At 75.0% G+C, this 26097-nt stretch carries 24 protein-coding genes, 2 tRNA genes and 1 other RNA gene; 19 read left to right on the top strand and 8 right to left on the bottom strand.

Features of this window, described 5'->3' with window-relative positions:
• Positions 1-20: 20 nt before the first annotated feature.
• Complete coding sequence (locus tag BLP29_RS03785) at positions 21-1313, bottom strand: alpha-hydroxy-acid oxidizing protein (protein ID WP_092799874.1); 1293 nt, start codon at positions 1311-1313, stop codon at positions 21-23.
• 193 nt (positions 1314-1506) lie between these two features.
• Here BLP29_RS03785 and BLP29_RS03780 point away from each other — a divergent pair, with 193 nt between their 5' ends.
• Positions 1507-2616, top strand: coding sequence for a hypothetical protein (locus BLP29_RS03780; protein ID WP_092799872.1), 1110 nt, complete (start codon positions 1507-1509; stop codon positions 2614-2616).
• Positions 2609-3145 (top strand): MarR family winged helix-turn-helix transcriptional regulator, encoded by a 537-nt coding sequence (locus BLP29_RS03775; protein WP_092799870.1) that lies wholly within the window; start codon positions 2609-2611, stop codon positions 3143-3145. The genes BLP29_RS03780 and BLP29_RS03775 overlap by 8 nt, the downstream gene beginning before the upstream one ends.
• Position 3146: 1 nt before the next feature.
• Here BLP29_RS03775 and BLP29_RS03770 read toward each other — a convergent pair whose 3' ends face one another.
• From BLP29_RS03770 to BLP29_RS03760, 3 genes are all read right to left on the bottom strand, one after another.
• Positions 3147-3383, bottom strand: coding sequence for a DUF2630 family protein (locus BLP29_RS03770; protein WP_092799868.1), 237 nt, complete (start codon positions 3381-3383; stop codon positions 3147-3149).
• 109 nt (positions 3384-3492) lie between these two features.
• Entirely contained in the window at positions 3493-4380 is an 888-nt protein-coding gene (locus tag BLP29_RS03765; protein WP_092799866.1) for a prephenate dehydrogenase/arogenate dehydrogenase family protein, read from the bottom strand.
• Between the two features lie 82 nt (positions 4381-4462).
• Positions 4463-5041 (bottom strand): PaaI family thioesterase, encoded by a 579-nt coding sequence (locus BLP29_RS03760; RefSeq protein ID WP_243469669.1) that lies wholly within the window; start codon positions 5039-5041, stop codon positions 4463-4465.
• On the opposite strand from BLP29_RS03760, the gene BLP29_RS03755 reads away from it, so the two are divergent.
• The 5 genes from BLP29_RS03755 to BLP29_RS03735 all read left to right on the top strand — a co-directional run bounded on the left by BLP29_RS03755 (position 5040) and on the right by BLP29_RS03735 (position 7356).
• Positions 5040-5702: an O-methyltransferase gene (locus BLP29_RS03755; protein ID WP_092799864.1), complete on the top strand. Its 663-nt coding sequence runs from the start codon at positions 5040-5042 to the stop codon at positions 5700-5702. The two genes, BLP29_RS03760 and BLP29_RS03755, sit on opposite strands and share 2 nt — an antisense overlap.
• The gene (locus tag BLP29_RS03750) at positions 5699-6169 is read left to right on the top strand and encodes a tRNA adenosine deaminase-associated protein (protein WP_092799862.1); all 471 of its coding nucleotides are present in this window, start codon (positions 5699-5701) and stop codon (positions 6167-6169) included. Before BLP29_RS03755 ends, BLP29_RS03750 begins: the two co-directional genes overlap by 4 nt.
• Complete coding sequence (locus BLP29_RS03745) at positions 6166-6801, top strand: HAD-IA family hydrolase (protein WP_092799860.1); 636 nt, start codon at positions 6166-6168, stop codon at positions 6799-6801. The genes BLP29_RS03750 and BLP29_RS03745 overlap by 4 nt, the downstream gene beginning before the upstream one ends.
• Positions 6798-7256 carry a nucleoside deaminase gene (locus BLP29_RS03740; protein ID WP_092799858.1) on the top strand — a complete coding sequence of 153 codons (459 nt, stop codon included), beginning with the start codon at positions 6798-6800 and terminating at the stop codon, positions 7254-7256. Before BLP29_RS03745 ends, BLP29_RS03740 begins: the two co-directional genes overlap by 4 nt.
• Positions 7257-7266: 10 nt before the next feature.
• A tRNA-Ser gene (locus tag BLP29_RS03735) sits at positions 7267-7356 on the top strand.
• A gap of 43 nt (positions 7357-7399) precedes the next feature.
• Here the strand turns inward: BLP29_RS03735 and BLP29_RS21185 are convergent.
• Positions 7400-8971: a serine/threonine-protein kinase gene (locus BLP29_RS21185; protein ID WP_207798279.1), complete on the bottom strand. Its 1572-nt coding sequence runs from the start codon at positions 8969-8971 to the stop codon at positions 7400-7402.
• A gap of 83 nt (positions 8972-9054) precedes the next feature.
• Here BLP29_RS21185 and BLP29_RS03725 point away from each other — a divergent pair.
• The 4 genes from BLP29_RS03725 (at position 9055) to BLP29_RS03710 (ending at position 12952) form a co-directional block, all read left to right on the top strand.
• Positions 9055-9139, top strand: a tRNA-Ser gene (locus tag BLP29_RS03725).
• Between the two features lie 41 nt (positions 9140-9180).
• An RNA gene (gene ffs, locus BLP29_RS03720) (signal recognition particle sRNA small type) lies at positions 9181-9276 on the top strand.
• A 111-nt stretch (positions 9277-9387) separates the two neighbouring features.
• Positions 9388-10056, top strand: coding sequence for a YceI family protein (locus tag BLP29_RS03715; protein ID WP_092799856.1), 669 nt, complete (start codon positions 9388-9390; stop codon positions 10054-10056).
• Positions 10057-10150: 94 nt separating this feature from the next.
• The gene (locus BLP29_RS03710) at positions 10151-12952 is read left to right on the top strand and encodes a DNA polymerase III subunit gamma and tau (protein ID WP_243469668.1); all 2802 of its coding nucleotides are present in this window, start codon (positions 10151-10153) and stop codon (positions 12950-12952) included.
• Positions 12953-13042: 90 nt separating this feature from the next.
• On the opposite strand, the gene BLP29_RS03705 is transcribed toward BLP29_RS03710, so the two are convergent.
• Positions 13043-14545, bottom strand: coding sequence for an MFS transporter (locus BLP29_RS03705; protein WP_092799854.1), 1503 nt, complete (start codon positions 14543-14545; stop codon positions 13043-13045).
• 96 nt (positions 14546-14641) lie between these two features.
• On the opposite strand from BLP29_RS03705, the gene BLP29_RS03700 reads away from it, so the two are divergent.
• Positions 14642-15307: a TetR/AcrR family transcriptional regulator gene (locus tag BLP29_RS03700; protein WP_092799852.1), complete on the top strand. Its 666-nt coding sequence runs from the start codon at positions 14642-14644 to the stop codon at positions 15305-15307.
• 122 nt (positions 15308-15429) lie between these two features.
• On the opposite strand, the gene BLP29_RS03695 is transcribed toward BLP29_RS03700, so the two are convergent.
• Positions 15430-16284: an N-acetylmuramoyl-L-alanine amidase gene (locus BLP29_RS03695; RefSeq protein WP_207798278.1), complete on the bottom strand. Its 855-nt coding sequence runs from the start codon at positions 16282-16284 to the stop codon at positions 15430-15432.
• 49 nt (positions 16285-16333) lie between these two features.
• Between BLP29_RS03695 and BLP29_RS03690 the strand changes: the two genes are divergently transcribed.
• From BLP29_RS03690 to BLP29_RS03680, 3 genes are read left to right on the top strand one after another with little or no spacing between them, the layout of a single operon-like run.
• Positions 16334-16666: a YbaB/EbfC family nucleoid-associated protein gene (locus tag BLP29_RS03690; protein ID WP_092799848.1), complete on the top strand. Its 333-nt coding sequence runs from the start codon at positions 16334-16336 to the stop codon at positions 16664-16666.
• A 25-nt stretch (positions 16667-16691) separates the two neighbouring features.
• Positions 16692-17285, top strand: coding sequence for a recombination mediator RecR (gene recR, locus BLP29_RS03685; RefSeq protein ID WP_092799846.1), 594 nt, complete (start codon positions 16692-16694; stop codon positions 17283-17285).
• Between the two features lie 34 nt (positions 17286-17319).
• Complete coding sequence (locus BLP29_RS03680; protein ID WP_092799844.1) at positions 17320-19482, top strand: malate synthase G; 2163 nt, start codon at positions 17320-17322, stop codon at positions 19480-19482.
• Here the strand turns inward: BLP29_RS03680 and BLP29_RS03675 are convergent.
• A complete protein-coding gene (locus BLP29_RS03675; protein ID WP_092799842.1) occupies positions 19479-20396 on the bottom strand; it encodes an aldo/keto reductase in 918 nt (305 codons plus the stop codon). The two genes, BLP29_RS03680 and BLP29_RS03675, sit on opposite strands and share 4 nt — an antisense overlap.
• 175 nt (positions 20397-20571) lie before the next feature.
• Between BLP29_RS03675 and BLP29_RS03670 the strand changes: the two genes are divergently transcribed.
• The 4 genes from BLP29_RS03670 (at position 20572) to BLP29_RS03655 (ending at position 26073) form a co-directional block, all read left to right on the top strand.
• On the top strand, positions 20572-22200 hold the full coding sequence (locus tag BLP29_RS03670; protein WP_092799840.1) for an ABC transporter substrate-binding protein: 1629 nt from the start codon (positions 20572-20574) through the stop codon (positions 22198-22200).
• A gap of 92 nt (positions 22201-22292) precedes the next feature.
• Complete coding sequence (locus BLP29_RS03665) at positions 22293-23387, top strand: ABC transporter permease (protein ID WP_092799838.1); 1095 nt, start codon at positions 22293-22295, stop codon at positions 23385-23387.
• Positions 23384-24382: an ABC transporter permease gene (locus tag BLP29_RS03660; protein ID WP_092799836.1), complete on the top strand. Its 999-nt coding sequence runs from the start codon at positions 23384-23386 to the stop codon at positions 24380-24382. The genes BLP29_RS03665 and BLP29_RS03660 overlap by 4 nt, the downstream gene beginning before the upstream one ends.
• Complete coding sequence (locus BLP29_RS03655) at positions 24379-26073, top strand: dipeptide ABC transporter ATP-binding protein (RefSeq protein WP_092799834.1); 1695 nt, start codon at positions 24379-24381, stop codon at positions 26071-26073. The genes BLP29_RS03660 and BLP29_RS03655 overlap by 4 nt, the downstream gene beginning before the upstream one ends.
• Positions 26074-26097: the final 24 nt, after the last annotated feature.

The raw sequence follows: 26097 nt of genomic DNA, 5'->3' as shown, positions 1-26097 counted from the left end.
CGCCGCACGGTAGGGCGCGCTCAGGCCCGGCGCAGCACCTCGGGGGTGAGCTGGTCGACGGCGGTGTGCCCGGTGAGGCCGAGCGTGAGGTCGAACTCGCCGACGACGTCCTCGACCACCTGCCGCACGCCGGGCTCGCCGGCCAGGCCCAGCCCGTACACGTAGGAGCGGCCGAGCAGGCAGGCCCGTGCCCCCAGCGCGGTGGCCACGAGCACGTCGGCGCCGCTGCGCACACCGCTGTCCAGCAGCACCGGCACCCGGTCGCCGACCGCCGCCACCACGTCGGGCAGCGCGTCCAGGGCGCCGATGGACCGGTCGACCTGCCGGCCGCCGTGCGTGCTCACCACCAACCCGTCGACGCCTGCGTCGACCGCCCGCCGCGCGTCGTCGGGGTGCAGCACGCCCTTGAGCACCAGCGGCAGCGACGTGCGGCTGCGCAGCCAGGCCAGGTCGTCCCAGGTGATGGAGGGCCGGGAGTAGATGGCCAGGAACGTCTCGACGGCGGCCCGGGGGAGCGGTGAGCGCAGGTTGTCCGCCAGCGACCCCGGCCAGGCCTTCGCCATGCCCACCAGCGCCCGGACCGCGGCCGGCGTGGGCAGCGGCTGCCTCCCCTGCGGTGCGGCGGTGGCCACCCGCTCCTCGACGAGGCGGCGGAACACCGGGTCGGAGGTGTACTGCGCGATGCCCTTCCCCAGCGCGAACGGCAGGTGGCCCAGGTCGAGGTCACGGGGGCGCCAGCCCAGCATCGTGGTGTCCAGGGTGACGACGACGGCCTCGCAGCCGGCCCGCTCGGCCCGGTGCAGCAGGCTCTCGACCAGCTCGTCGGACGTCGACCAGTACAGCTGCATCCACCGCGGCGCATCGCCCATCGCCGCCGCGGTGGTCTCCAGCGGCACCGAGGCCTGGTTGGAGAACACCATCGGGACGCCGGTGGCCGCCGCGGCCCGGGCCACGGCCAGGTCGGCCTCGCGGTGCACCAGCTCGAGCGCGCCCACCGGGCCCAGCAGCAGCGGGGCGGGCAGGCGCCGTCCGAACAGCTCGACGGAGGTGTCGCGGCTGCTGACGTCCCGCAGCACCCTCGGCACCACCTGCCAGCGGTCGAACGCGGCCCGGTCGGCGCGCACGGTGGCCTCGCCCCCGGCCCCGCCGGCGACGTAGCCCAGTGCCCGGTCGGTCAGCCTCCGCCGGGCGGCCGCGGCCAGCGCGGTGTGCACGGTGGGCACCCGCGGACGGCGGCCGTACACCCCGGCCCGGTAGACCTCGTCCTGCCGCCGCCGCCCGGTCCCTGCCCCGTTGCGTGCCGTTGCGTCCATCCGCCGACGCTAACCCGGGGACGCCTCCTGCCCCACCCGGCACAGGCGGCCCCGACACGCCGTCGACACGCCCGGGCGCAGGGGAGCCGCTCGACAAGGCGGGGCAGCTCGTGGGGATGATGGGATGCCGGGTCCCACCTGCGGTGATCGTCCGGCGGCACGACGACGGCGGACGGGTCGAGGAGGTGGCGGGGTGCGCAGCGCGACGACGGGCACGGTCGCGGTGCGCCCGGCGACCCTGCTGCGCACCGGCGTCCTGACCCTGGCGGCGGCCCTGACCGGGGTGCTCCTGGCGGTCCCCGCGCTGGCCGCCCCCGAGACCTCCGAGCCGCCGTCGACCTCCAGCTCGGCGGCCGTCGTCGACCCCGCGCGGCCCACCGCCCGGCTCGTGCACGGCCCCAACTGCACCGACGGCTACGTCCGGGTCGAGGTCACCAACGGCACCGCCGGCCGCACGGTCACGCTGCAGTACGACGGCGCCGACGTCGGCAGGTCGGTGACGCTGGGGCCCGGTGAGCAGACCGTGCTGGAGGGTCCCGAGGTGGCCGGCGGCGCGCAGGTCGACGTCCAGGTGGCGGTGAGCAGCACCGACGGCGCCGGGGCACCGATCCCGCTGGGCACCTCCACCCGCCCCGCGCAGCAGGACTGCGACGCGGTGGGCGAACCGCAGCCCACCTCGCCGGCGCCCACCACGCCGCCCACGACCACCCCGGCCCCGTCGTCGACCCCGGCCCCGCCGCCGGCGAGCACGTCCGCGCCCACCACGGCGCCCACGACACCGCCCACGACGTCGCGCCCGCCCACGACCACTCCGGCCCCGACCACGGCGCCGGCGCCGTCCCCGGGCACGACGACCGCCCCGCCCGCGTCCAGCTCGGCGGCGGCCCCGCCGGGCGGCACCGCCTCGGCGGGCCAGGTGTCCCCGGGCAGCGTGGTGACCATCCGCGGCACCGGCTTCGCGCCGGGCGAGCAGGTCACGGTGACCCTCGTGGGCACCGGGGTCCCGCTGGCCACGGTCACCGCCGACGACGAGGGCCGGGTCGAGGCGGTCGTCCAGATCCCGCAGGACGTCGTCCTGGGCCCCGCGGTGGTCCAGCTGGTGGGCGAGGAGTCCGCGGCGGCGACGCAGGTGGCCCTCGACGTCGCCGCCCGCGAGCGCCCCGCCGCCGTCGCCGGCACCCCCTGGCCCCTGGTCGCGGCCGGCCTCGCCCTGCTGGCGGTGGCCGCCGCCCTGGTCGCGGCGACCCGGCGGCCCCGCTCCGACGACTGGCCGGCCCCGGCCGGCCCGGCGCGCGATGGCTGACCGGCACGAACCGCACGGCCGTCCCGCGCACCCCCGCCGCCGCGCCGCGCCGCGCACCACCGCCCCGCGCGACCTGCGCGGGATGGCCGGCGCCGGTCCCGGACCCCAGGAGACCTGGCTGCGGCTGAGCCAGGCCCACGAGCGGGTGGGCCGCCGGCTGGACGCCGCGCTGCGGGCCGGTCACGGGCTGTCACTGGCCGACCTGCGGCTGCTCCGGCTCGTCGACGCGGCGCACGGCGAGCGTGCCTCGGTGGGCCGGCTGGCCGAGGAGGTCGGGTCGTCGCCGGCCGGCGTGGGCCAGGCCCTGGCCCGGCTGGCCGAGGACGGCTGGGTGACCCGCGAGCGGGGCGCCACCGACCGGCGCACCACCTGCGCCCGGCTCACCGAGCACGGACGCGGACGCATGGCGCGCGCCGGGCAGACCCACGACCAGTTGCTGGCCCACCTGCTCGGCGCCCTGGGGGCCTCCGCCGGCCCCGTGACCGACGCGCTCGCCCGCGTCGCCGCGGGCGCCCGCCCTCCGCGCTGACCTACTGCAGGTAGCCCTCCACCTGCGACTCCGGGCGGTCGGCGGCCTCGTCGGGGTCCGCGCCGTACTGCTGCTTCGCACGGCGCTGGCGCAGCAGGTCCCACGCCTGGTCGAGGTGGCGCTCGAGCTCGGCCATGCGGGCCCGCTGGTCGTCGCCGTGCTCGGCTGCGCTGTCGCGGAGCCGGTGCTCCTCCTCGACCAGCGCGTGGATCCGGCCCAGGATGTCCTGCTCGTCCATCGTCTGCTCCTCGTTCGTCGGCGTCCGTCGAGCCCTGCCCCGCCGATGCGGTGAGCAACCATCCCCGCCTCGCGGGGGACGGGGCTCGGTGACGGGGTGGGGGCGAGGGCTAGGCGGGGAGCCAGCCCTCGACGAAGGCGGCGAGGCGGCGGTCGACGGCGCCGCCGGCGCGGCCCAGGGCCAGCAGCGCCGCGCGGTCCAGCGGCACCCGCACCGTGCGCCGCTCGCCCGAGCGCGCCGCCACCGCGTGCCCGGCCTCGACCAGCTCGGGCCAGGGCCGCTCGAGCTGCGCCCGGACGGCGGCCAACGCGGCCGCGGTCGGGACGGCGTTGCCCTCGACCATGGCCGTGACGAAGGCGGGGTCGCTGGCGATCACCCGGGTGCCGCTGGCGAAGCTGCCGGCGGCCAGCGCCAGGGCGAGCGGGCCGGCGTCGGCGGCCGCGGCGGCCAGGGCAGCGGCCAGCAGGTGCGGCACGTGGCTGATCGCGGCGACGGCGGCGTCGTGCTCGGCCGCGGTCACCGGCACCACCGAGGCCCCTGCGGCCAGCGCCACCTCGGCCACCCGCAGCCAGCGCGGCAGCTCGGTGCCCGGCTCCAGGCACACCGCCCACCGCGCGCCCCGGAACAGCTCGGGGTCGGTGGCGGCGTGCCCGCTGCGCTCGGTGCCGCACATGGGGTGCCCGCCGACGAACCGGTTCCCGAACCGCTCGCCCAGGGCCTCCAGCACGGGCACCTTCACCGAGCCGAGGTCGGTGACGGTGGCGTCGGGGGCGACGTCGAGGTCGTCGAGCGCGGTCGCCAGCGCCGGGATGGGGGTGGCCAGCACGACCACGCCGGTCAGCTCGCGGGTGACGACGACCCCGCGAGCAGCGGCGGCCTCGCGAGCGCCCGGGTCGGTGTCCCAGCCGGTGACCGTGCGGCCGGCGGCCACCAGGGCGGCGGCCAGCGACCCGCCCAGCTGGCCCAGCCCGACCACCGCGACGGGCGGTGCCTCCATGGTGGGGACCGGAAGGCTCACCGGACCGCCCCGCCGGCGAGCGGCAGCCCGGTGACCGCCGGTGCCGCGTCCTGGGGTGATCTCACCGCAGCTCGTCCGGCGGCGGCGTCACGCCGGCGGGGTTGGTGCCCTCGCCGGGGGAGGGCGGCGGGTGCTCGACCGTGGAGATCTGCATGGTGGGCGGCACCGGGGGAGGCGCCCCCATCACGACGACCTCCTCCTCGAGGGCCCACGGGGTGCCCAGCCGGAAGACCCGGGCCAGTGCGGTGGCCACCAGTCGGCCGTCGGCCGACGTCGCCTCGATGCGGTAGACCGCCGTCCGCTTGCTGAGGTGGACCTCGGTGCCCACGGCGGTGAGCACGTCGCCGGGGCGGCCGGGGGCGAGGAACTCGGTGTGCACGTCCTGCGCGACGGCGACCGTGCCGTGGCTGTTGCTCACCGCGGCGTGCACGACGTCGAGCAGCGCCATCGTCGCGCCGCCGTGCGCCGTGCCGACCGCGTTGAGGTGCGCCGGCCCGACGGTCATCGACGCCCGGGCGTAGCCGGGGGAGACCTGCTCGAGGCGGATGCCCAGCTGGGCGGCGAGCGGGTCGGCGGCCAGGGCGGCGAAGAGCTCCGGGGAGATGTCGGGCTCGGGCACGTCGGCCATGATCGCACCCATGACGCCCCAGTCGTTCCTCCTGAGCCCGGAGCTGGCGGAGTTCGTCCGCGCCTCGGCCGACCCGCCGGACGACGTCGTCACCGACCTCGTGGCCGAGACCGCCGCCATGACCGCCGCCGGCGACGGCAAGCCCACCTACCAGGTCGCGACCGAGCAGGCGGCGTTCCTGACCCTGCTCACCCGTGTCGCGAGGGCTCGCTGGGCGATCGAGATCGGTACGTTCACCGGGCTGTCGGCGCTGGCCATCGCCCGCGGCCTGCCCGACGACGGCGGCCTGCTGTGCCTGGACCGCGACGCGCACTGGACCGACGTCGCCCGCCGGTACTGGGGCCGCGCCGGCGTGGCCGACCGCGTCGAGCTGCGCCTGGGCGAGGCCGCCGAGCTGCTGGCCCAGCTGCCCCGACGCCCCACCTTCGACCTGGCCTTCGTCGACGCGGACAAGACCGGCTACGCCGGCTACGTCGACGCCCTGCACCCACGCATGCACCCCGGAGGACTCCTCGTGCTGGACAACACGCTGCGGGCGGGCAAGGTGCTCGACCCGCAGGACGACGACGACCGGGCGATCGCCGCGCTGGCGGCCTCGCTCGCCGCCGACGACCGCTTCGACACCGTGCTGCTGCCGGTCGCCGACGGCCTGACCCTGCTGCGCGTCCGATGAGCGAGCGGCTGGGTTCCTTCGCCGTGCGGGCCGCGCGCACCGGCGAGCGGTGGAGCGTCGAGCTGCTGGCCGACGACGCCGGCACCGAGCTGCCGGTGCTCGAGGGCGCGCTGTCCGGCGAGTGGCCGGGGCCGTTCGTGTTCGTCGTCGACACCCGGCTGTACTTCGTCGCGCTCACGCCGGGCCCCGGCGGCATGGTGCGGGCGATGATCAGCGACGGCGCGCTGCCGGAGTTCCTGCTGGCCGCCGAGACCATGGAGCGCTACGGCATCGAGGGCGTCGAGGTCGACGCCGACGACGAGTCCGAGCACCCGGCCGGCGACCTCGACCTGTTCACCGACGCCGGGCTGCCGCGCGCCGACCTCGAGCACATCCTCACCGCCGACCTGTGGGCCGACGAGATGGTCGACGCGATCGCCCGGCGGCTGGGCTTCGCCGACGAGCTGGCCACGGCGGTGACGGCGTGACCGCCGTGGTGTTCGACCTCGGCGGGGTGATCACGACCAGCCCGCTGGCGGCGTTCAACGACTACGAGCGCGAGGCCGGGCTCCCCGTCGGGCTGGTCGCCCGGCTGAACACCACCAACCCGCACGAGAACGCCTGGGCGCGCTTCGAGCGCAGCGAGCTCGACCGCGACGGCTTCGTCGAGGTCTTCGAGGCCGAGGCCACCGCGGCGGGGTACGACGTCGACGCGACCCGTGTGCTCGACGCACTGCACGGCGCCGTCCGGCCCGCGGTGGTCACCGCGATCGGGGCCCTGCGGACGGCGGGTGTGCCGCTGGCGCTGCTGTCGAACAACGCCGCGCCCATGGACCCCAGCACCGAGCACGGGGCGCTGATGGAGCTGTTCGACGTGGTGGTGGAGAGCTCGGTCGAGGGCATCCGCAAGCCCGAGCCGGCGATCTACCCCCTGACCCTCGACCGGCTGTCGGCGGCGATCGGGCGGACCGTCGCGCACGCCGAGGTCGTCTACCTCGACGACCTCGGCCCCAACCTCAAGCCCGCTCGCGAGCTGGGCTGGCACACGATCAAGGTGGTCGACCCCGCCGACGCCCTGGCCGAGCTGGGCCGGGCCACCGGTGTCGACGTGTCGACATGACCCCCGACGAGGCCATGGGGCGAGCGCTGGAGCTCGCCGCCGACGCCGCGGGGTGGGGCGACACACCCATCGGCGCCGTCGTCCTCGGCGCCGACGGCGCGGTGCTCGCCGAGGCGGCCAACGAGCGCGAGAAGGTCGGGGACCCCACCGCGCACGCCGAGGTGCTCGCCCTGCGCGCCGCGGCCCGGGTGCACGGCGACGGCTGGCGGCTGACCGGTGCCACGCTCGTCGTGACGCTGGAGCCCTGCACGATGTGCGCCGGCGCCGCCGTGCTGTCGCGGGTGGACCGGGTGGTCTACGGCGCGCGCGACCCGAAGGCCGGGGCCGCGGGGTCGCTCTGGGACGTCGTCCGCGACCGCCGGCTCAACCACCGGCCCGAGGTCGTGGCCGGGGTCCGCGAAGAAGAGTGCGGCGCGCTGCTACGTGCCTTCTTCCGATCCAAGCGGGGCCTGTAGGCTGGTCGACGGTGGCGTGTCCGAGCGGCCGAAGGGTCCCGCCTCGAAAGCGGGTGAGGTGTAAAAGCCTCCGTGGGTTCAAATCCCACCGCCACCGCCAGCACGGGAGGGCGGCACCCACGCGGGTGCCGCCCTCTCGCGTCTCAGACGGCGATGTCCTCGTCCATCAGCAGGGTGCCGTCGGGTCCCTCGACCAGCGTGAAGCGGTGCTGCTCGACCAGCTGCTCGTCGTCCTCCACGAAGGTCACCTGCGCGGTGGCCACCAGCGAGCCGTCGGTCGCGCTGACCGGTCCGAGCACCACGTCGTCGAACCCCTTCCAGAAGTCCCGGTACCCCTTCTCGCCGATGACGCCCTGCAGCGTCGGGCCGGTGAGGGCGTAGGCGTCCTTCGCGTCGTCGGGCAGCAGCGCGTAGTAGTCGGTGATCGCCTGCGCCACCTCGGCGGCGGTGACCACCTCGGGCTCGCTGGTGGGCGCCTCGGTGGTCGTGGCCGTGGTGGTGCTCGGCGCCTGGGTGGTGGACTGCTCGGCCGTCGTCTGCTCGGTGGGCGCGGCCGGGGGTGCGGCGACCGGGGTGGTGGTCGACGCGGGTGCGGCCGTCGTCCCGGCGTCGCGGTTGCGCAGCCCCAGCCAGGCCCCCAGGCCGACGAGCAGGAGCAGCACCACGACGGCGGCCGCGACCGCCGTCCAGCGCGGGGCGCGGCGGGGCGGGGCGGCCGGGCGGGGCGCGACCACGGGCCGTGAGGACGTCGCCGCCGCCGGAGCCGGGGAGGTCGCCGCCGGCAGACCGACCCGGGTGGGGTCACGCGGCGGCGGGGGCACCGTGCGCAGCGGGGTGCGGGCGGCCAGCACCGCCGTGACGTCGCCGTCGGACCCCGCGGCGATGCGGGCCAGCGCATCGCGCACCTCGGCCATCGAGGGGCGCGCCGCCGGGTCGGTGCTGAGCATGCGCTCGAGCACCGGGGTCAGCGCCCCCGAGCGGACCGGGCGGTTCGGCTGCTCGGCGGCCACCCGGTACAGCAGCTCGAGGGAGTTGCCGCTGCTGCCGAAGGGCGGATCGCCCTCGAGCGCGGTGAACAGGGTGGCGCCGAGGGACCACACGTCACCGGCCGGGCCGGGCTCCTGGCCGCGGGCGACCTCGGGGGAGAGGTAGGCGGGGGTACCGGTGACCATGCCGGTCTGGGTCAGCCGGACGTCGCCGGTGGCGTGCGAGATGCCGAAGTCGGTGATCTTCACCAGACCCTCGAGCCGCCCGCCCCGCCCGACCAGCACGTTGCCCGGCTTGACGTCGCGGTGCACGATCCCGGCCGCGTGGGTGGCCACCAGCGCGTCGGCCAGCTGCGCGCCGATCTGGGCCACCTGCTGCACGGGCAGCACCCCGTCGGCGGACAGGACCTCGGCCAGGCTGCGGGACGGCAGGTGCTCCATCACCAGCCACGGGACGCCGGCGTCGTCGGCCACGTCGTAGACACCGATCGCGTGCGGGTGGCTGATGCGGGCGGCGATGCGGCCCTCGCGCATGGTGCGCTCGCGCTGCTCGCGGGCCGCCTCGGGAGAGGTGCCGACGGGGATCACCAGCTGCTTGACCGCGACCTCCCGGCCCAGGCGCTCGTCGGTGCCCAGCCAGACCGCGCCCATGCCGCCACCGCCGAGGCGGGCGGTCAACCGGTAGCGGCCGGCGACCCGGTACCCGGGCCCGACCTGGGGGTCCGTCACCGCAGGGACGCTACCGGCGGCGCGGCGGGTCCACCCCTCGGACGTCGCCCGGCGTCGGCCCGGTAGTCTGGCCGGCGCACGTTGGAGGATTCGCCTAGTGGCCTATGGCGCTCGCTTGGAAAGCGGGTTGGGTGCAAGCCCTCGGGAGTTCGAATCTCCCATCCTCCGCCCACGCTCCACCCCCGCCGCGGCGTCCTCTAGACTTCCCGGCAGACCCCTCGTGCGGCGTCAACCTGTGAACCTCCCCAGGGCCGGAAGGCAGCAAGGATAAGCGGGCTCTGGCGGGTGTGCGGGGGGTCCCTTGCGTTCCGGGGCCACCGGCCGACACTGCGCACAGGGTTGCTCATCGCCCGCACAGCTGAGCCTCAGCTTCGGCTGCTGTACTGCATGAACCTTCAACCAGAGGAGCACGCAGCATGCCCAGTCGCCGTACGTGGATCATCGCCGGCAGCGTCGCGGGGGTCGTCGTGGTCGGCGCCGTCGCCGGCCCGCTCGTCTACGCCGCGCTCCAGCCCGAGGCCGCGCCCGCCGCCACGGTGCAGGTGCAGGACTCCGACGCCCCGCTCTCCGAGGCCACCGACGGCACCTGGACCATCGGGTCCGGCTCCTCGGCCGGCTACCGGGTCGACGAGGTGCTCAACGGCGCGGACGTCACCGTCGTGGGCACCACCGACCAGGTCACCGGGACCCTCGAGATCTCCGGCGGCGACCTCACCTCCGCAGAGGTCGACGTGGACGTCGCATCGGTCACCACCGACAGCGACCGCCGCGACTCCTACTTCCGCGACGACGTCATGGAGGTCGGCACCTACCCGACCGCCACCTTCGAGGTCGACCAGGCCGTCGACCTGCCCGAGCTGACCGGCACCCCGGTCACCGTGCCCGTCGCCGGGTCGCTGACGGTGCACGGCGTGACCCAGCAGGTCACGGTCGACCTGTCGGTCGTGCGCACCGCCGACGGCGTCCAGGCGTCGGGTTCGATCCCCGTGACCTTCGCCGACTACGGCGTCACCCCGCCGAACCTGGGGTTCGTGTCGGTGCAGGACACCGGGGCGATCGAGTTCTTCCTCTCCCTCACGCAGTAGTCGGTCGACCCCGCCGCGTCGGCGCCCGGCGGTCGTCCGCCGCGGCGCCGACGGCGGGGCCGGGGGTGTCGGTGGGGGCCAGTAGCCTCGGGTCGTGGCATTGGCGCTCTACCGCAAGTACCGCCCGGCGACCTTCGCCGAGGTGGTCGGGCAGGAGCACGTCACGGCGCCGCTGGTCAACGCCGTCGAGGCGGGCCGCATCAACCACGCCTACCTGTTCAGCGGGCCCCGCGGGTGCGGCAAGACGTCCTCGGCGCGCATCCTGGCCCGGTCGCTGAACTGCGAGCAGGGGCCCACGGCCACCCCCTGCGGGGTGTGCACGTCGTGCGTGGCCCTGGCCCCCGACGGCCCGGGCTCGATCGACGTCATCGAGATCGACGCGGCCAGCCACGGTGGTGTCGAGGACGCCCGCGACCTGCGCGAGCGGGCCTTCTTCGCCCCGGTGCACAGCCGCTACAAGGTGTACATCGTCGACGAGGCGCACATGGTCACCACGCAGGGCTTCAACGCCCTGCTCAAGGTGGTCGAGGAGCCGCCGGAGTTCCTGGTCTTCGTCTTCGCGACCACCGAGCCCGAGAAGGTGCTGCCGACCATCCGGTCGCGCACCCACCACTACCCGTTCCGGCTGGTGCCCCCGGCCACGCTGCGCCAGCTGCTCGAGAGCACCTGCGAGCGCGAGGGCGTCACCGTCGAGCCCACCGTCTTCCCGCTGGTCGTGCGGGCCGGTGGCGGCTCGGTGCGCGACTCGCTGTCGATCCTGGATCAGCTGCTGGCCGGGGCCGGGCCCGAGGGCGTCACCTACCGCACCGCGGTGGGTCTGCTCGGGGTCACCGACGACGCCCTGCTCGACGAGACCGTCGACGCCCTGGCCGTGCACGACGCGCCAGGTGTCTTCCAGGCCGTCGACCGCGTGGTCGAGGCCGGCCACGACCCCCGCCGCTTCGCCACCGACCTGCTCGACCGGCTGCGCGACCTCATCGTGCTGAACGCCGTGCCCGAGGCCGGGGGCAACGGCCTGCTCGACTGCCCGCCCGACCGCCTCGACCTCATGAGCCGCCAAGCCATGGCCCTGGGGCAGGCCTCGCTGTCGCGGCTGGCCGACACCGTGCACGAGGGCCTCACCGAGATGCGCGGCACCACGGCCCCGCGGTTGCTGCTCGAGCTGGTCTGCGCCCGCATGCTGCTGCCGGGCACCGACGGCTCGGCCGCGGCCACCCTCCAGCGGCTCGAGCGTCTCGAGCGCCGGATGTCCATCGCCGGTGAGCACGTCGGGGGTCCGGCCGGCGATGCCGCGCCGACCCCCTCGGCCGCCCCGCCTGCCCCCTCGTCGGGCACCGTTGCCGCACCTGCGGCACCTGCAGCACCTGCGGCACCGTCGTCCCCGGAGGTCGACCGGGCCGGGGGGGCGGCGCGGCGGGAGTACGTCCGCCCGTCGCAGGCGCGCCAGGAGTCCCCGCGCCAGGAGGCCCCGCGCCAGGAGGCCCCACGCCAGGAGCCCGGTCGGTCGGCGCCTCCTGCCCAGGAGGCGGGCCGGGAGCGGACCCGTCCGGAGCCGTCGCGGTCGACGGTGGGCCCAGGGCAGGACGCGATGTCGCCGGCCAGTCAGGGTGCCGAGGCCCAGCGTGCCGAAGCCCAGGGTGCGGAAGCCGTGCGTCCGGCGGCGGACCAGCCCGCCGCCCGGCGGCCCGGCGCTGAGGCCTCGGCATCCCCGAGCACGGCACCCCCGAGCGCCGAATCCCCGACCACGGCATCCCCGAGCACGAATGCGACCGGTGCCGGTGCCGGTGCCGGTGCCGCGGGGACGGCCGACGACGACTGGCCCGAGATCGCCACCCCCGGCTCGGCGGCGCCCGCCCCCGCCCGGCCAGCGGAGGCCCCGGCGGAGGTCGACGGCTGGCCCGAGATCGCCGTCCCCGGTGCGCCGCCGGCACGTCCGGCGCCCGCAGCTGCGGCCCCCGCAGCAGCCCAGGCCCCGCAGACCCCCGCGGCACCGTCGGCCGGGTCCGAGGCGACGGGGAACGGCGACGCCGGTCGCGGGGCGCCCCGCGTGACGGCCGGCGAGCCCGACATCCCGTTGCCACCCGAGCCCACCGACGACGAGGACTGGGCGCCGCCCTCGCGTCCCGCCGCGTCCGCCCGCCCCGGCCCGGGGTCGTCCGCGCCGGATGCCCGGTCCACCGGTGCGGCGTCGCCCGGTGCGTCCCCGTCGGTGAGCGCACCGCCGTCCGGCAGTGCGTCCCCCGCCGTCGGGAACGCTTCGGCGGCCGGCGGTGCGGCGACCTCCGGGGGTGCTGCGTCGACGACCGGCGAGCCGCCGCCGCGGGCCGCGGCCGAGTCGTCGCCGGCGCCGCGCGGGGGTGAGCCGACGCCCCTGGTGTCGGCCAACCCGCCCGAGCAGCAGGCCGACGACGGCGAGCTCACCACCACCGACGTCCGGCGCATCTGGCCCGAGCTCATGGGCGTCGTCAAGCGGCACAAGCGCACCACCGAGGCGCTGCTGAAGAACGCGCAGGTCCACGACCTGACGGCCGGGGTGCTGACCCTCTCCACCACGTCGCCCGCCCTGTCGCGACGGCTCGGCGACGACCTCAACAAGGACGTCATCCGCACCGCCCTCGAGGAGCTGCTCGGCGTCCGCTGGCGCGTCGCCACCGTGGTCGACGGCGGCGACGCCGCGCCCGCGGCCGGCCGGGGTGCGCCGCAGGGCCCGCCCCCCTCGGCGCAGGAGACCCAGCGGGCGCAGTACGCGGCACAGTCCGCCGAGGCCGACGAGCTCATGGCCGAGCGGGCCGCCGACCCCGTCGACGGCCGTGACGCACCGCCGCCGGTCGACCCCGAGCAGGCCGCGCTCCAGCTGCTGCGCACCCAGCTCGGCGCCCACCCCGTCGACAGCTGACACCCGGGCGCCGCGGGCTCGGCGCCAGCACGACGCGGGCCCGGTGCCGCCCCCCGAGGGAGCAGCGCCGGGCCCGCGGCCGACCAGAGGTCAGTGCGCCATCACGGGGGCGGCGTCCGGGTCCTGCTGCACCGCGCCGTGCGGCAGCAGCAGGCCGCAGATCACCGCGCCGGCGGCGAAGATGCCGGCCGACCAGGCGAACACGGTCGTGTAGCTGGACACCGAGGCCTGGAGCAGGGCTGCCGGGTCCGACGGGTCGACGCCGACCAGCGCGTCGGTGGCCGCAGCGGCGGCGAGCGCACTGAGCACCGCGGTGGCCACCGAGCCGCCGATCTGCTGGAACGTGTTGACCGCGGCCGAGGCGACCCCGGCGTCGTCCGGGCGCACGCCCAGGGTGGAGGCCGCGAACGCCGGCGCGATGACCAGGCCGATGCCGAACCCGACGACCACGAGACCCGGGAAGACGTGGGTCCAGTAGCCGCTGTCGACGTCCAGGGTGGTGAACACCAGCATGCCCAGGGCGCCGACGGCGAAGCCGACCGCGACCGGGATCTTGACGCCGACCCGGTTGACCAGCACCGGCGCGGTCTGCGCGGCGATCGTCAGCGCCACGATCATGGGCAGGAAGGCGATGCCCGTGGGCAGCGGCTCGTAGCCCAGCACCTGGGTCAGGTAGTAGGTGAGGAAGAGGAAGACGCCGAACATGCCGGCGCCGACCAGTCCGACGGCGACGTAGGCCCCACCGCGGGTGCGGTCGGTCACCACCCGCATCGGCAGCAGCGGGTGCGCCACCCGGGTCTCGACGACGACGAACACGGCCAGCAGCACGAGGCCGGCGACGATGAAGCCCACCGTCGAGCCGGCCGACCAGCCGTCGGTCTCGGCACTGGCCAGGCCGTACACCAGCGAGACCAGGCCGGCGACGCTCAGCACGGCACCGGGGACGTCGAGCCCGGGGGCATCGGCGGCCCGGGTGCTGCGGCGCGGCAGGAAGAGGAACGCGCCGACGACGGCGGCGACGGCGATCGGGATGTTCACGTAGAGGCACCAGCGCCACGACAGGTACTCGGTCAGCGCGCCGCCCAGGATCAGGCCGATGGCGCCGCCGGCGCCGGAGATCGCGCCGAACACCGCGAACGCGCGGCCGCGCTCGCGGCCCTCGGCGAAGGTGACGGTGAGCAGGCTCAGGGCAGCGGGGGCCAGCAGCGCGCCGAAGACGCCCTGGGCACCGCGGGCGGCCACGAGCACGCCGAAGCCGTCGGCGGCCCCGCCGACGGCGGAGGCCAGGGCGAACCCGACCAGGCCGACCAGGAAGACCGGCTTGCGCCCGAGCAGGTCGGCGAGGCGACCGCCGACCAGCAGCAGCGAGCCGAAGGCCAGCGCGTAGGCGGTGACGATCCACTGGCGGCTGTCGTTGCCGAAGCCGAGGTCGGCCTGGGCCGTGGGCAGGGCGATGTTCACGATGGTCGCGTCGAGCACGACCATCAGCTGGGCGAGGGCGACGACGCCCAGCACCAGCCACCGCCGGCGGTCGCCCCCGGTGGCGGGGGCCGCGGCGGGTGCGCCGCGGTCGGTGTCGGTCGTGCTGGTCATGCGTCCTCCGAACGAAGTGGAACAGCTTTTCCGGTTCTACCGCGACGGTAGCAACGAAAACGGAGGATCTGTTCCGTTTCCATTACGATCGGGTGCATGTCCTCCGTCACGCAGGCGAACGGTGAGGGCGGGCGGCCGCTGCGCCGGGACGCCGAGCGCAACCGCGGGTTGATCCTCGACGCGGCCCGTCAGGTGTTCGCGGCGCAGGGTCTCGACGCCGGTTTCGACGAGATCGCCCGGGTGGCAGGCGTCGGCGTGGGCACGGTCTACCGGCGCTTCCCCGAACGCGGAGACCTCGTGGAGGCACTGTTCGAGCAGGAGATCGACGCCGTGGTCGCCCGCGCCGAGCAGGCGGCCGCGGACCCCGACCCCTGGCGCGGGCTCGCCGACTTCCTGCACTGGGGCACCGATGCGCAGGCCGCCGACCGCGGGCTGGCCCAGGTGCTGGCCTCGGCCGGACGGGGGCACGAGCGGGTGGCCCGCGAGCGCGACCGCCTGCGCCCGGCCGTGCAGGCGCTGGTCGAGCACGCCCAGCGGGCCGGGGTGCTGCGTCCCGACGTCGGTGAACTCGACGTCGGCATGGTCGTGGCCCTGATCGGCCGGGTGGGCGGGCCCGAGCGCGCCGACCTGCGGCACCGCTTCGTCACCCTCCTGCTCGACGGCCTCGTGGTGCGCCGCGACACCCCCACGCCGCTGACCCCGGTGCAGACGTCGGAGGACGACCTGGCCTGCGTGTTCGAGCAGCCCCGACCTCGCCGCTGAGCTCTCGCGTCGCCCGCCCGGGGTCCTCCTGCGCGGACGTCCGTCCTCCTCCGCCGGATCCGGTGGAGGAGGACGGACGATGATCAGGGACCCTGATCAACGCTGCGGGGGCCGGGACGGGGTCAGCGGCCGAGGTAGGTGAGGACGCCGGCGGCCAGTTGCTCGGCGAAGGCCTGCCGGCCCGCCTCGGAGGACATCGCCGCGGCGTCGGCGGCGTTGCGCATGTTCCCGCACTCCACGTACACCGCCGGCACCGTGTTGAGGTTCAGCCCGGCCAGGTCGCCCCGGGAGTCCAGGCCGTCGCTGCCCAGGTAGTCGCTCACCGGCTCGACCGCGATGAGGGAGTCGCGCAGGGCGAGGGCCAGCTGCTGCGTGGCGGTGGCGACCGCGGCCCCGCCGGGGTCGATCGACGAGGTGATGACGTGGAACCCCCGTCCGCCGGGTGCGGCGCCGTCGCCGTGGATGCCCACGAACGCCGCCGCCCCGACCTGGGCGCCCAGCTGGCCGCGCACGTCGACGCACGGCCCGACCCCGGTGTCGTCGTCGCGGGTCAGCACCACCTGCACCCCCGCCGCGGTGAGCAGGTCGCGCACGCGCAGCGCGGTGTCCCAGGTGAAGGCGTGCTCCGGGTAGCCGGCGTCGGTCGAGGTGCCGGTGGTGTTGCAGGGTTTCGTGCCGCCGGTGCCGTCGGGCACCGGGGCGTTGATCGCGCCGGGGTTCGCTGCGTTGCCCCCGTTGTGCCCGGGGTCCAGGACGACGACCGGCGCGGGTGCCGCCGGGGTGGTGGGCGCCGGCGTCGTGGTCGGCGGGGCGTCGGTGGTGGGCGCCGCGGTGCTGGGGCCGGCGGTGCTGGGGACGGCGGACGTCGTGCGGGCGCTGGTGGCGGTGGCCGAGGCCGGGGCGGCGGCCGGGTCGGTGCCCCCGCACCCGGCCAGGAGCAGCGCCGACGCCGTCAGGACCGCTGCAGCTCGTCGCACGCCCGCAGCGTAGGGCGGGTTGTCGGACCCACCGCATACCCTCGTCCGCATGCGACCCGGTGGACAGCCCGACATGCAGCAGTTGATGAAGCAGGCGCAGAAGATGCAGCAGCAGCTCGCCGCCGCGCAGGAGCAGCTGGCCGAGGCCGAGGTCACCGGCACGGCCGGCGGCGGCATGGTCACCGCCACGATGACCGGAAGCGGCGAGCTCACCGCCATCGCGATCTCGCCCCAGGCCGTCGACCCCGACGACGTCGAGACCCTGCAGGACCTCGTGGTCGCCGCCGTGCGCGACGCCAACCGCGCCGCCGGCGAGCTCACCCAGCAGACCATGGGCCCGCTGGCCGGTGGCATGGGCGGGATGGGCCTCCCCGGCTTCTGACGCACTGCCCTCCAGGAGTCCCCCCGTGTACGAAGGCGCCGTCCAGGACCTGATCGACGAGCTCGGTCGGCTCCCGGGCGTCGGCCCCAAGAGCGCCCAGCGCATCGCGTTCCACCTGCTGGCCGCCGACGCCGCCGACGTCGGCCGGTTGGTGGCCTCGCTGCAGCGCGTGCAGGCCGAGGTGCGGTTCTGCAGCATCTGCTTCAACGTGGCCGAGGCCGAGCAGTGCCGCATCTGCCGCGACCCCCGGCGCACCCTCGACGTCATCTGCGTCGTCGAGGAGCCCAAGGACGTCGTGGCCATCGAGCGCACCCGTGAGTTCCGCGGCCGCTACCACGTGCTGGGCGGCGCGATCAGCCCGATCGAGGGCATCGGCCCCGACGACTTGAAGGTCAAGGAGCTGATGAGCCGGCTGATGGACGGCTCGGTCACCGAGCTGATCATCGCCACCGACCCCAACCTCGAGGGCGAGGCCACCGCGGCGTACCTGGCCCGGCTGGTGTCACCGATGGGGCTGGCGGTCTCCCGGCTGGCCAGCGGCCTGCCCGTGGGCGGTGACCTCGAGTACGCCGACGAGGTCACGCTCGGCCGGGCCTTCGAGGGCCGCCGCCGCATCTGAAGGCACCACCCCGACCCCGGAAGAGGAGCGTCACGTGACCGAGGCAGTGCAGGTCCACGGGCTGGAGATCGCACCGGAGCTGCACGCCTTCGTGCGCGACGAGGCGCTGCCGGGCTCGGGCATCGACGAGGACGCCTTCTGGTCGGGCTTCGCCGCCCTGCTGCGCGACCTGGTGCCGGTCAACCGCCGGTTGCTGGCCCGGCGCGCCGAGCTGCAGTGGGCCCTCGACGAGTGGCACACCGAGCACCCCGGTCCGGTCACCGACGCGGATGCCTACGAGGCGTTCCTGCGCGGGATCGGCTACCTCGTCGACGCGCCGGCCGAGGTCGCCGTCACCACGTCGGGCGTCGATCCCGAGGTGGCCGTGGTCGCCGGTCCGCAGCTGGTGGTGCCGCTGACCAACGCCCGGTTCGCGGTCAACGCCGCCAACGCGCGGTGGGGCTCGCTGTACGACGCGCTCTACGGCACCGACGTGGTCCCCGAGACCGACGGGCGGGAGAAGGGCACCAGCTACAACCCGGTGCGCGGCGACGAGGTGGTCGCCCGGGTGCGCCGGTTCCTCGACGATGCGTTCCCGCTGGCCCAGGGCTCGCACGCCGACGCCCAGGGCTACACCGTCCGCGAGGGGGCGTTGGAGGTCGCGCTGCCGGGTGGCCCGGTCGGGCTCGCCGACCCGTCGGCGTTCGTCGGACACCGGGGGTCCGCCGAGACCCCCGAGGCGGTCGTGCTGGTGCACCACGGCCTGCACGTGGAGATCGTGGTCGACCCCGCCGGACCGGTCGGGGCCCGGGACGCGGCCGGGGTGGCCGACGTCGTGGTGGAGGCCGCGGTCACCACGATCATGGACCTCGAGGACTCCGTGGCCGCCGTCGACGCCGCCGACAAGGTGGCCGGCTACCGCAACTGGCTGCAGCTCATGCAGGGCACGCTCGCCGAGGACGTCACCAAGGGTGGGCGCACCTTCCGTCGCGAGCTCGCCCCCGACCGGGTCCTGCAGGGCCGCGACGGCGCCGAGGTCGTGCTGCCCGGCCGGTCGCTGCTGTGGCTGCGCCAGGTGGGCCACCTCATGACCACCGACGCCGTGCTGCTCGAGGGCGAGGAGGTCCCCGAGGGCATCGTGGACGCCGTCGTCACCACGCTGTGCGGGTTGGCCGACGTCCAGCAGCGCGGCCGGTTCCGCAACTCGCGCACCGGGGCGGTGTACACGGTCAAGCCGAAGATGCACGGGCCCGAGGAGGTGGCGTTCACCGACGCGCTGCTCTCGCGCACCGAGGCCCTGCTGGGGCTGACCACCGGCACGATCAAGCTCGGGATCATGGACGAGGAGCGGCGCACCTCGGTCAACCTCGCCGCCTGCATCGCGGCCGCCCGCGGCCGGGTCGCCTTCATCAACACCGGTTTCCTCGACCGCACCGGCGACGAGCTGCACACCTCGATGCTGGCCGGCCCCATGGTGCGCAAGGCCGACATGCGCGACACCGCCTGGATCGATGCCTACGAGGCGCAGAACGTCGCGATCGGCCTGGCCTGCGGCCTGCGCGGCCGGGCGCAGATCGGCAAGGGCATGTGGGCCCGGCCCGACGACATGGCCGCCATGCTCGAGGCGAAGATCGGCCACCCGCGGGCCGGGGCGAACTGCGCCTGGGTCCCCTCGCCGACGGCGGCCACCCTGCATGCGCTGCACTACCATCAGGTCGACGTCGCGGCGGTCCAGGACGAGCTCGCCGCCGCCGGTGCCGGCTCCCGGCTGCGTGACCTGCTCACGCTCCCGGTCGCCGCCGACGCCGGTTGGAGCGCCGACGAGCGCACCGCGGAGCTGGAGAACAACCTGCAGGGCGTGCTCGGCTACGTGAAGCGCTGGGTCGACGACGGCATCGGCTGCTCCAAGGTGCCCGACATCCACGGCACCGCGCTGATGGAGGACCGCGCCACCTGCCGCATCTCCAGCCAGCACGTGGCCAACTGGCTGCGGCACGGCGTGGTCACCGCCGACGAGGTCGACGACGCCCTGCACCGCATGGCCGACGTCGTCGACGCCCAGCAGGCCGGCGAGGGCTACGTGCCGATGGGTCCCGGCTACGACGGGCAGGCGTTCCTGGCCGCCCGCGACCTCGTCGTCCGCGGGATGGAGCTGCCCTCGGGCTACACCGAGCCCGTGCTGCACGAGCGGCGCCGGCTCCGCAAGCAGGAGGGCTAGAGCCAGGGCAGCGCCGAGCGGGTGGCCCAGTAGGCGTCCGGATCCTCGGCCAGGTCCGGCAGGTCGACGTCCAGCCCGCGGGCGTCGGCGTTCGAGCGCAGCTGCTCGGTGGTCGCCGCCCCGGACAGGACGACGTCGGCCCACGGCTGGGCCAATGCCGCGGCCAGCGCGACGGCGTCGGGACCCACCCCCGCGCGGTCGGCAGCGGTGCGCACGGGGGAGTCGGCCGGCAGCCCGCGGTCGGTGAGCCGACCGTTGGCCACGCCCTCCTTCACCAGCACCCGGAACCCGGCGTCGGCGGCCTCGGCCAGCGCCGGGCCGACCGAGGTCTCCAGCAGGTTCCACGTGCTCTGCACGGCGGAGAACAGCGGCGCACCGGCCACCTGCAGGCCCACCCCGCGGCGTACCGCGTCGGCCTGGCGGGGCCCCGAGGTGGAGAAGCCCAGGGCCGTGCCGGCGTCGCGCACCTCGGCCAGCCGGTGCAGCAGGGCGTCGTCGTCCCACAGCGGGCTGTCGGGGGTGAGCGAGTGCACCTGGTAGAGGTCGATGCGGTCGCCCAGCAGCGCCCGCGACTCGGCCCACTGCCGGTCGAAGGTGGCCAGGTCGTGCGTCTTGACCTCGTCGGCGTCGACGGTCGGGTCCTCAGCGGTGTACGTGTAGCCCCACTTGCTCGACACCGTCACGTCCCCGGGCGCCGTCGGGAGCCAGCTCGCCAGGAACTGCTCGGCGCGGCCGTAGGAGCGCGCGGTGTCCACCCAGCCGATGCCGAGGCCCACCGCGGCGTCGAGCAGCTCGTGCGCCCGGGCCTCCAGCGCGGCTGGCGACCGGTCGGCCGGCAGGTCGGCGTCCCGGCCCAGGGTGATGTAGGCGGGGCGACCCACCGCGGCCAGTCCGAGTCCCAGCTGAGCGCTCACGCACCCATCCTGCCGCCCAGGTCTCGATCCGGTGACGATCGGTGTCCGGCGACACAGGTGGGACAGGGCAACGACCTAGTGTTCCTCCCGCCGTCGACGGGAGTTCGTCCCGTGGGCGCGCCTCCCGCAGACAGCTCGTCCGGCTCCTACGAGCCGAGGAAGCAGGTCCTCCAGCATGCAGCGCCGAACCACCCGGGTGCTCGCGGCCTCCGCCGCGTCCCTGACCGCCCTGTCCTTGGCCGCGTGCGGCAGCGGCGACGACAACGGGGGCGGTGGCTCCGGCGGCGGCGACTCGCTGCTCATCGGGACCAGCGACAAGATCACGACGATCGACCCGGCCGGCTCGTACGACAACGGCTCGTTCGCCGTCATGAACCAGGTCTACCCGTTCCTGATGAACACCCCGCTGGGCAGCCCCGACGTCGAGCCCGACATCGCCGAGTCGGCCGAGTTCACCTCGCCCACCGAGTACACGGTGACGCTCAAGGACGGCCTGACCTTCGCCAACGGCAACGAGCTGACCAGCTCCGACGTCGTCTTCACCTTCCAGCGGCAGCTGGCGATCAACGACCCCAACGGGCCGGCCTCGCTGCTCTACAACCTGGACTCCGTCGAGGCCACCGACGACACCACCGTCGTGTTCACGCTGAAGACCGAGAACGACCAGCTCTTCCCGCAGATCCTCTCGAGCCCGGCCGGCCCGATCGTCGACGAGGACGTCTTCTCGGCCGACGCGCTGACCCCCGACGACGAGATCGTGGCGGGCGAGGCCTTCGCCGGGCCGTACTCGATCACCGACTACACGATCAACAGCCTGGTCTCCTACACGGCCAACCCCGACTACCAGGGGCTGCTGGGCGCGCCGAAGACCGAGAACGTCGACGTGAAGTACTACACCGACGCCTCCAACCTCAAGCTCGACATCGAGCAGGGCAACATCGACGTCGCCTTCCGCAGCCTGTCGGCCACCGACATCGACGACCTGCGCGGCAACGACGACGTCGAGGTCGTGGACGGCCCCGGCGGCGAGATCCGCTACATCGTCTTCAACTTCAACACCCAGCCCTTCGGCGCCACGACCGCCGAGGCCGACCCGGCCAAGGCCCTCGCCGTCCGGCAGGCCGTCGCGGACCTGATCGACCGCGAGGAGATCGCCGACCAGGTCTACAAGGGCACCTACACCCCGCTGTACTCCTACGTGCCCGACGGCCTCACCGGGGCGACCACCCCGCTGGAGAGCCTGTACGGCGACGGCGAGGGCGGCCCCGACGCCGACAAGGCCGCGCAGACCCTGTCCGCCGCCGGCGTGCAGACCCCGGTCCAGCTGTCGCTGCAGTACTCGAACGACCACTACGGCCCCAGCTCGGGTGACGAGTACGCGCTGATCAAGGACCAGCTCGAGGCCACCGGCCTGTTCACGGTCGACCTGCAGACCACCGAGTGGACGCAGTACACCGAGGACCGCGTCGCCGACGTCTACCCGGCCTACCAGCTGGGCTGGTTCCCCGACTACTCCGACGCCGACAACTACCTGACGCCGTTCTTCCTCGACGGCGGGTTCCTGGGCAACCACTACAGCAACGCCCAGGTCGACCAGATGATCACCCAGCAGGCCAGCACCCCCGACGAGGCCGCCCGCCAGGAGCTCATCGAGCAGATCCAGCAGACGGTCGCCGAGGACCTCTCCACGGTGCCCTACCTGCAGGGCTCGCAGGTCGCCGTCGTCCGCTCGGGCGTGACGGGGGTGTCGGACACCCTCGACGCCTCCTTCAAGTTCCGCTACGGCGCCCTGTCCGCCAGCTGACCTGAGCTGCACCCCGGCCCCGGGTCGTCCCCTCGTGGGGCGGCCCGGGGCCGCACTGCGTCTCCCTGGAGCGAGCACCCCGTGAGGAACCCATGACGACCGCGACGCAGGACCCGGCCCCGCCGGCCGAGGACGCACCCGCCGGACGACGACGTCGGCGCGGCGGGGGTCTGGGCAGCTACCTGCTGGTCCGCGCCCTGCTGATCATCCCGACCGTGTTCATCCTGGTCACGACGGTCTTCTTCCTCATGCGCACGACCGGTGACCCGATCACCGCGGCGCTGGGCGGGCGGCTGCCGGCCGACCAGCTGGCCGAGCGCATCCGCGAGGCCGGGTACGACCGCCCGCTGCTCGTGCAGTACCTGGACTACCTGGGCGGTCTGCTGCGCGGTGACTTCGGCACCACGCTGAGCGACCGCCGTCCGGTCACCGACGTGCTGGTCACCTACGGCGCGGCCACGCTGGAGCTCACCGTCTACTCCATGGCGGTCGCCCTGCTGGTCGGCATCCCGCTCGGCATGGTCGCCGCCCGGCTGCGCGACCGGTTCCCGGACGCGGCGCTGCGGTTCTTCGCGATCTTCTGCTACGCCACCCCGGTCTTCTTCGCCGGCCTGCTGCTCAAGCTGGTCTTCTCGGTCTGGCTGGGCTGGCTGCCCGTCGCCGGTCGCGTGTCCACCCGTGGCGAGCTGCAGCTGACCCGCGGCGACACCCACACCGGCATCTACCTGATCGACGCGATCAGCACCGGCGACGGCGAGCTGGTCGGCGAGGTGCTGCGCTACGCCGTCCTGCCCTCGCTGGCCCTGGGCCTGCTGACCGCCGGCGTGTTCCTGCGCCTGGTGCGCACCAACATGATCGGCACGCTCGGCTCGGGCTACGTCGAGGCCGCCCGCTCGCGCGGGGTCGCCGAGTCGCGGCTGGTGCGCAAGCACGCCTACCGCCCGGCGCTGGTGCCGATCATCACCGTCATCGGCCTGCAGATCGCCCTGGTGCTGTCGGGCGCGGTGCTCACCGAGACCACCTTCGAGTGGCGCGGCCTGGGCTTCCAGCTCGGCCAGTACCTGCAGGCCCGCGACTTCGTGGCCGTGCAGGGCATCGTCGCGCTGCTGGCGGTCATCGTGGCCCTGACCAACTTCGTGGTCGACGTCGTCGCCGCGCTGATCGACCCCCGGGTGAGGTACTCGTGAGCCGCCGACGCACATGGCGGTCGCTGCCCGTCGTCCACCAGCTGCGGCAGAGCGTCGGCCTGCAGCGCGGAATGCTGGTCACCGGCTTGGTGCTCACCGGGCTCCTGGTGCTCACCGCCCTGCTGGCCCCGCTGCTGGCGCCCTACGGGTTCAGTCAGCTGCGCGGCCCCGACGGCACCTTCGGCGCCCAGCAGGCACCGTCGGCCGACCACCTGCTCGGGACGACGGTCGGCGGCTACGACGTGCTGTCGCGCGTGCTCTACGGCACCCGCACCGCGCTGTTCGTGATCGTCGTGGCCATCGTGCTGTCGATCGTGGCCGGTGTGCTGCTCGGGCTGGTCTCGGGCTACCTGGGCGGCTGGCTGGACCGCGTGCTCGTGGTCGTCGCCGACGCCGTGTACGCCTTCCCGTCGCTGCTGCTGGCGATCGTCGCGGCCATCGTGATCAGCGGGGGGCAGTCGAGCCTGGTCGGCGGTGTGCTGGCCGCGGCCGTCTCGATCACGGTGGTCTTCGTCCCGCAGTACTTCCGGGTCGTGCGCGCCGAGACGGTGCGGATCAAGAACGAGGCGTTCGTCGAGTCGGCGCGGGTGGTCGGCACCAGCACGTGGCGGATCATGACCCGGCACGTGCTGCGCAACGCGACCCGCTCGCTGCCGCTCATCGTCACCCTCAACGCCTCCGAGGCGATCCTCACCCTCGCCGGCCTGGGCTTCCTGGGCTTCGGCATCCAGCCCACCGCCGCGGCCGAGTGGGGCTACGACCTCAACCGCTCGATCGCCGACGTCACCAGCGGCATCTGGTGGACCTCGATCTTCCCCGGTGCGGCGATCGTGCTCACCGTGCTCGGGCTGACCCTGGTCGGCGAGAGCCTCAACGATTTGGCCGACCCGCGGCTGCGCAGCCGCCGCCGCGCCGCCGACGCACCTCCGCCGGCCGACGTCGCCGTCACCCCCGGCGGCGGGCTGGCCGCCGGCACCGATGGGAGCACCCCGTGACCGAGCCCGCCCGCGAACCCGTCGTCGACATCCGGGACCTGCGGGTCACCTTCGCCACCGACGGCGGCGACGTCGCCGCGGTCAAGGGCGTCTCCCTGCAGCTGCTCCCGGGTGAGGTGCTCGCCGTGGTCGGCGAGTCCGGCAGCGGCAAGACCGTCACCGCCCGCACCGTGCTCGGGCTGCTGCCGGAGACCGCGCTCACCCGCGGGGCCGTGGTGCTGCGCAGCAAGGACGGCGCCACGACCTCCGACGTGGTCACGCTGAGCGGCGGTGACCTGCGCCGGGTGCGCGGTCGCGACGTCGCGATGGTGTTCCAGGAGCCGGGCAGCGTGCTCAACCCGGTCTACCCGGTGGGTTGGCAGATCGCCGAGGGCCTGCGCGCCCACGGCGACGTCTCCAAGAAGGAGGCCCGGGCGACCGCGGTCGACGTGCTGCGCCGGGTCGGCATCCCCGACCCCGAGGTGCGGGTCGACCACTACCCGCACCAGTTCTCCGGCGGGCAGAAGCAGCGCATCGTCATCGCGCAGGCGCTGGCCCTGAACGCCGGCGTCATCGTGGCCGACGAGCCCACCACCGCCCTCGACGTCACCGTGCAGGCCGAGATCCTCGACCTGCTGCGCCGCTGCCGCGACGAGTTCGGCGCATCGATCGTGCTCATCACCCACAACATGGGCGTGGTCGCCGACCTCGCCGACCGGGTCGCCGTCATGTACCAGGGCGAGCTGGTGGAGACCGCCGACGTCGCCACCCTGTTCGCCGCGCCGCAGCAGGAGTACACGAAGAAGCTGCTGGCCTCGGTGCCGAAGCTGGGCCAGGGCGCGGTGCGGGCCCGGGACCGCGCGGCCCGGCGTCCTGCGGGCTGGGCGGACCAGGCACCCGTGGTCGTCGCCCGCGACCTGCGGATCGTCTACCCCGGCCGGTTCCGCCAGCCCGACTTCACCGCCGTCGACGGCGTCGACTTCACCATCGCCCCCGGCGAGGTGCTCGGCCTGGTCGGCGAGAGCGGCAGCGGCAAGTCGACCATCGGCCGGGCCATCGCGGGGCTGACCAAGGTGTCCGGCGGCTCGCTGCAGGTGCTCGGCACCGAGGTGGCCGGCCTGGGGGAGAAGGCCTTCCGGCCGGTGCGCAAGCGCATCGGGTTCGTCTTCCAGGACCCGGCGACCAGCTTCAACCCGCTGCTCACCATCGCCGACGCCGTCGCCGAGCCGCTCGTGGTGCACGGCCGGGCCGGCGACACCGACGACGCCCGGGGCCGGGTCGACGAGCTGCTCGAGGCGGTGCAGCTGCCCAAGGAGTTCGGCGACCGGTTCCCGCACGAGCTGTCGGGCGGTCAGCGCCAGCGCGCCTCGCTGGCCCGGTCGCTGGCCCTGCAGCCCGAGCTGCTCATCGCCGACGAGCCCACCTCGGCGCTCGACGTCTCGGTGCAGGCCCGGGTGCTCGACCTGTTCGACGAGCTGCAGCGGGAGTTCGGGTTCGCGGCGCTGTTCATCAGCCACGACCTGGCTGTCGTCGACCTGCTGGCCGACCGCATCGCGGTGCTGCACCGGGGCCGGCTGGTCGAGGAGGGCACCGGGGAGCAGGTGCTGGGCGACCCGCAGGACGCCTACACGCAGCGGCTGCTGGCCTCCCTGCCCGTGCCCGACCCCGCCGAGCAGGCCGAGCGCCGCGCCCGCTGGTCCGCCCTGCGCTGATCGGCGGGCGACGGGCCAGGATGG

The sequence above is a fragment of the Klenkia marina genome (assembly GCF_900101025.1).
Lineage (GTDB): Bacteria > Actinomycetota > Actinomycetes > Mycobacteriales > Geodermatophilaceae > Klenkia > Klenkia marina.
The sequence above is the reverse complement of the archived record's forward strand: the minus strand, read 5'-3'. Positions and strand labels throughout refer to the sequence as shown.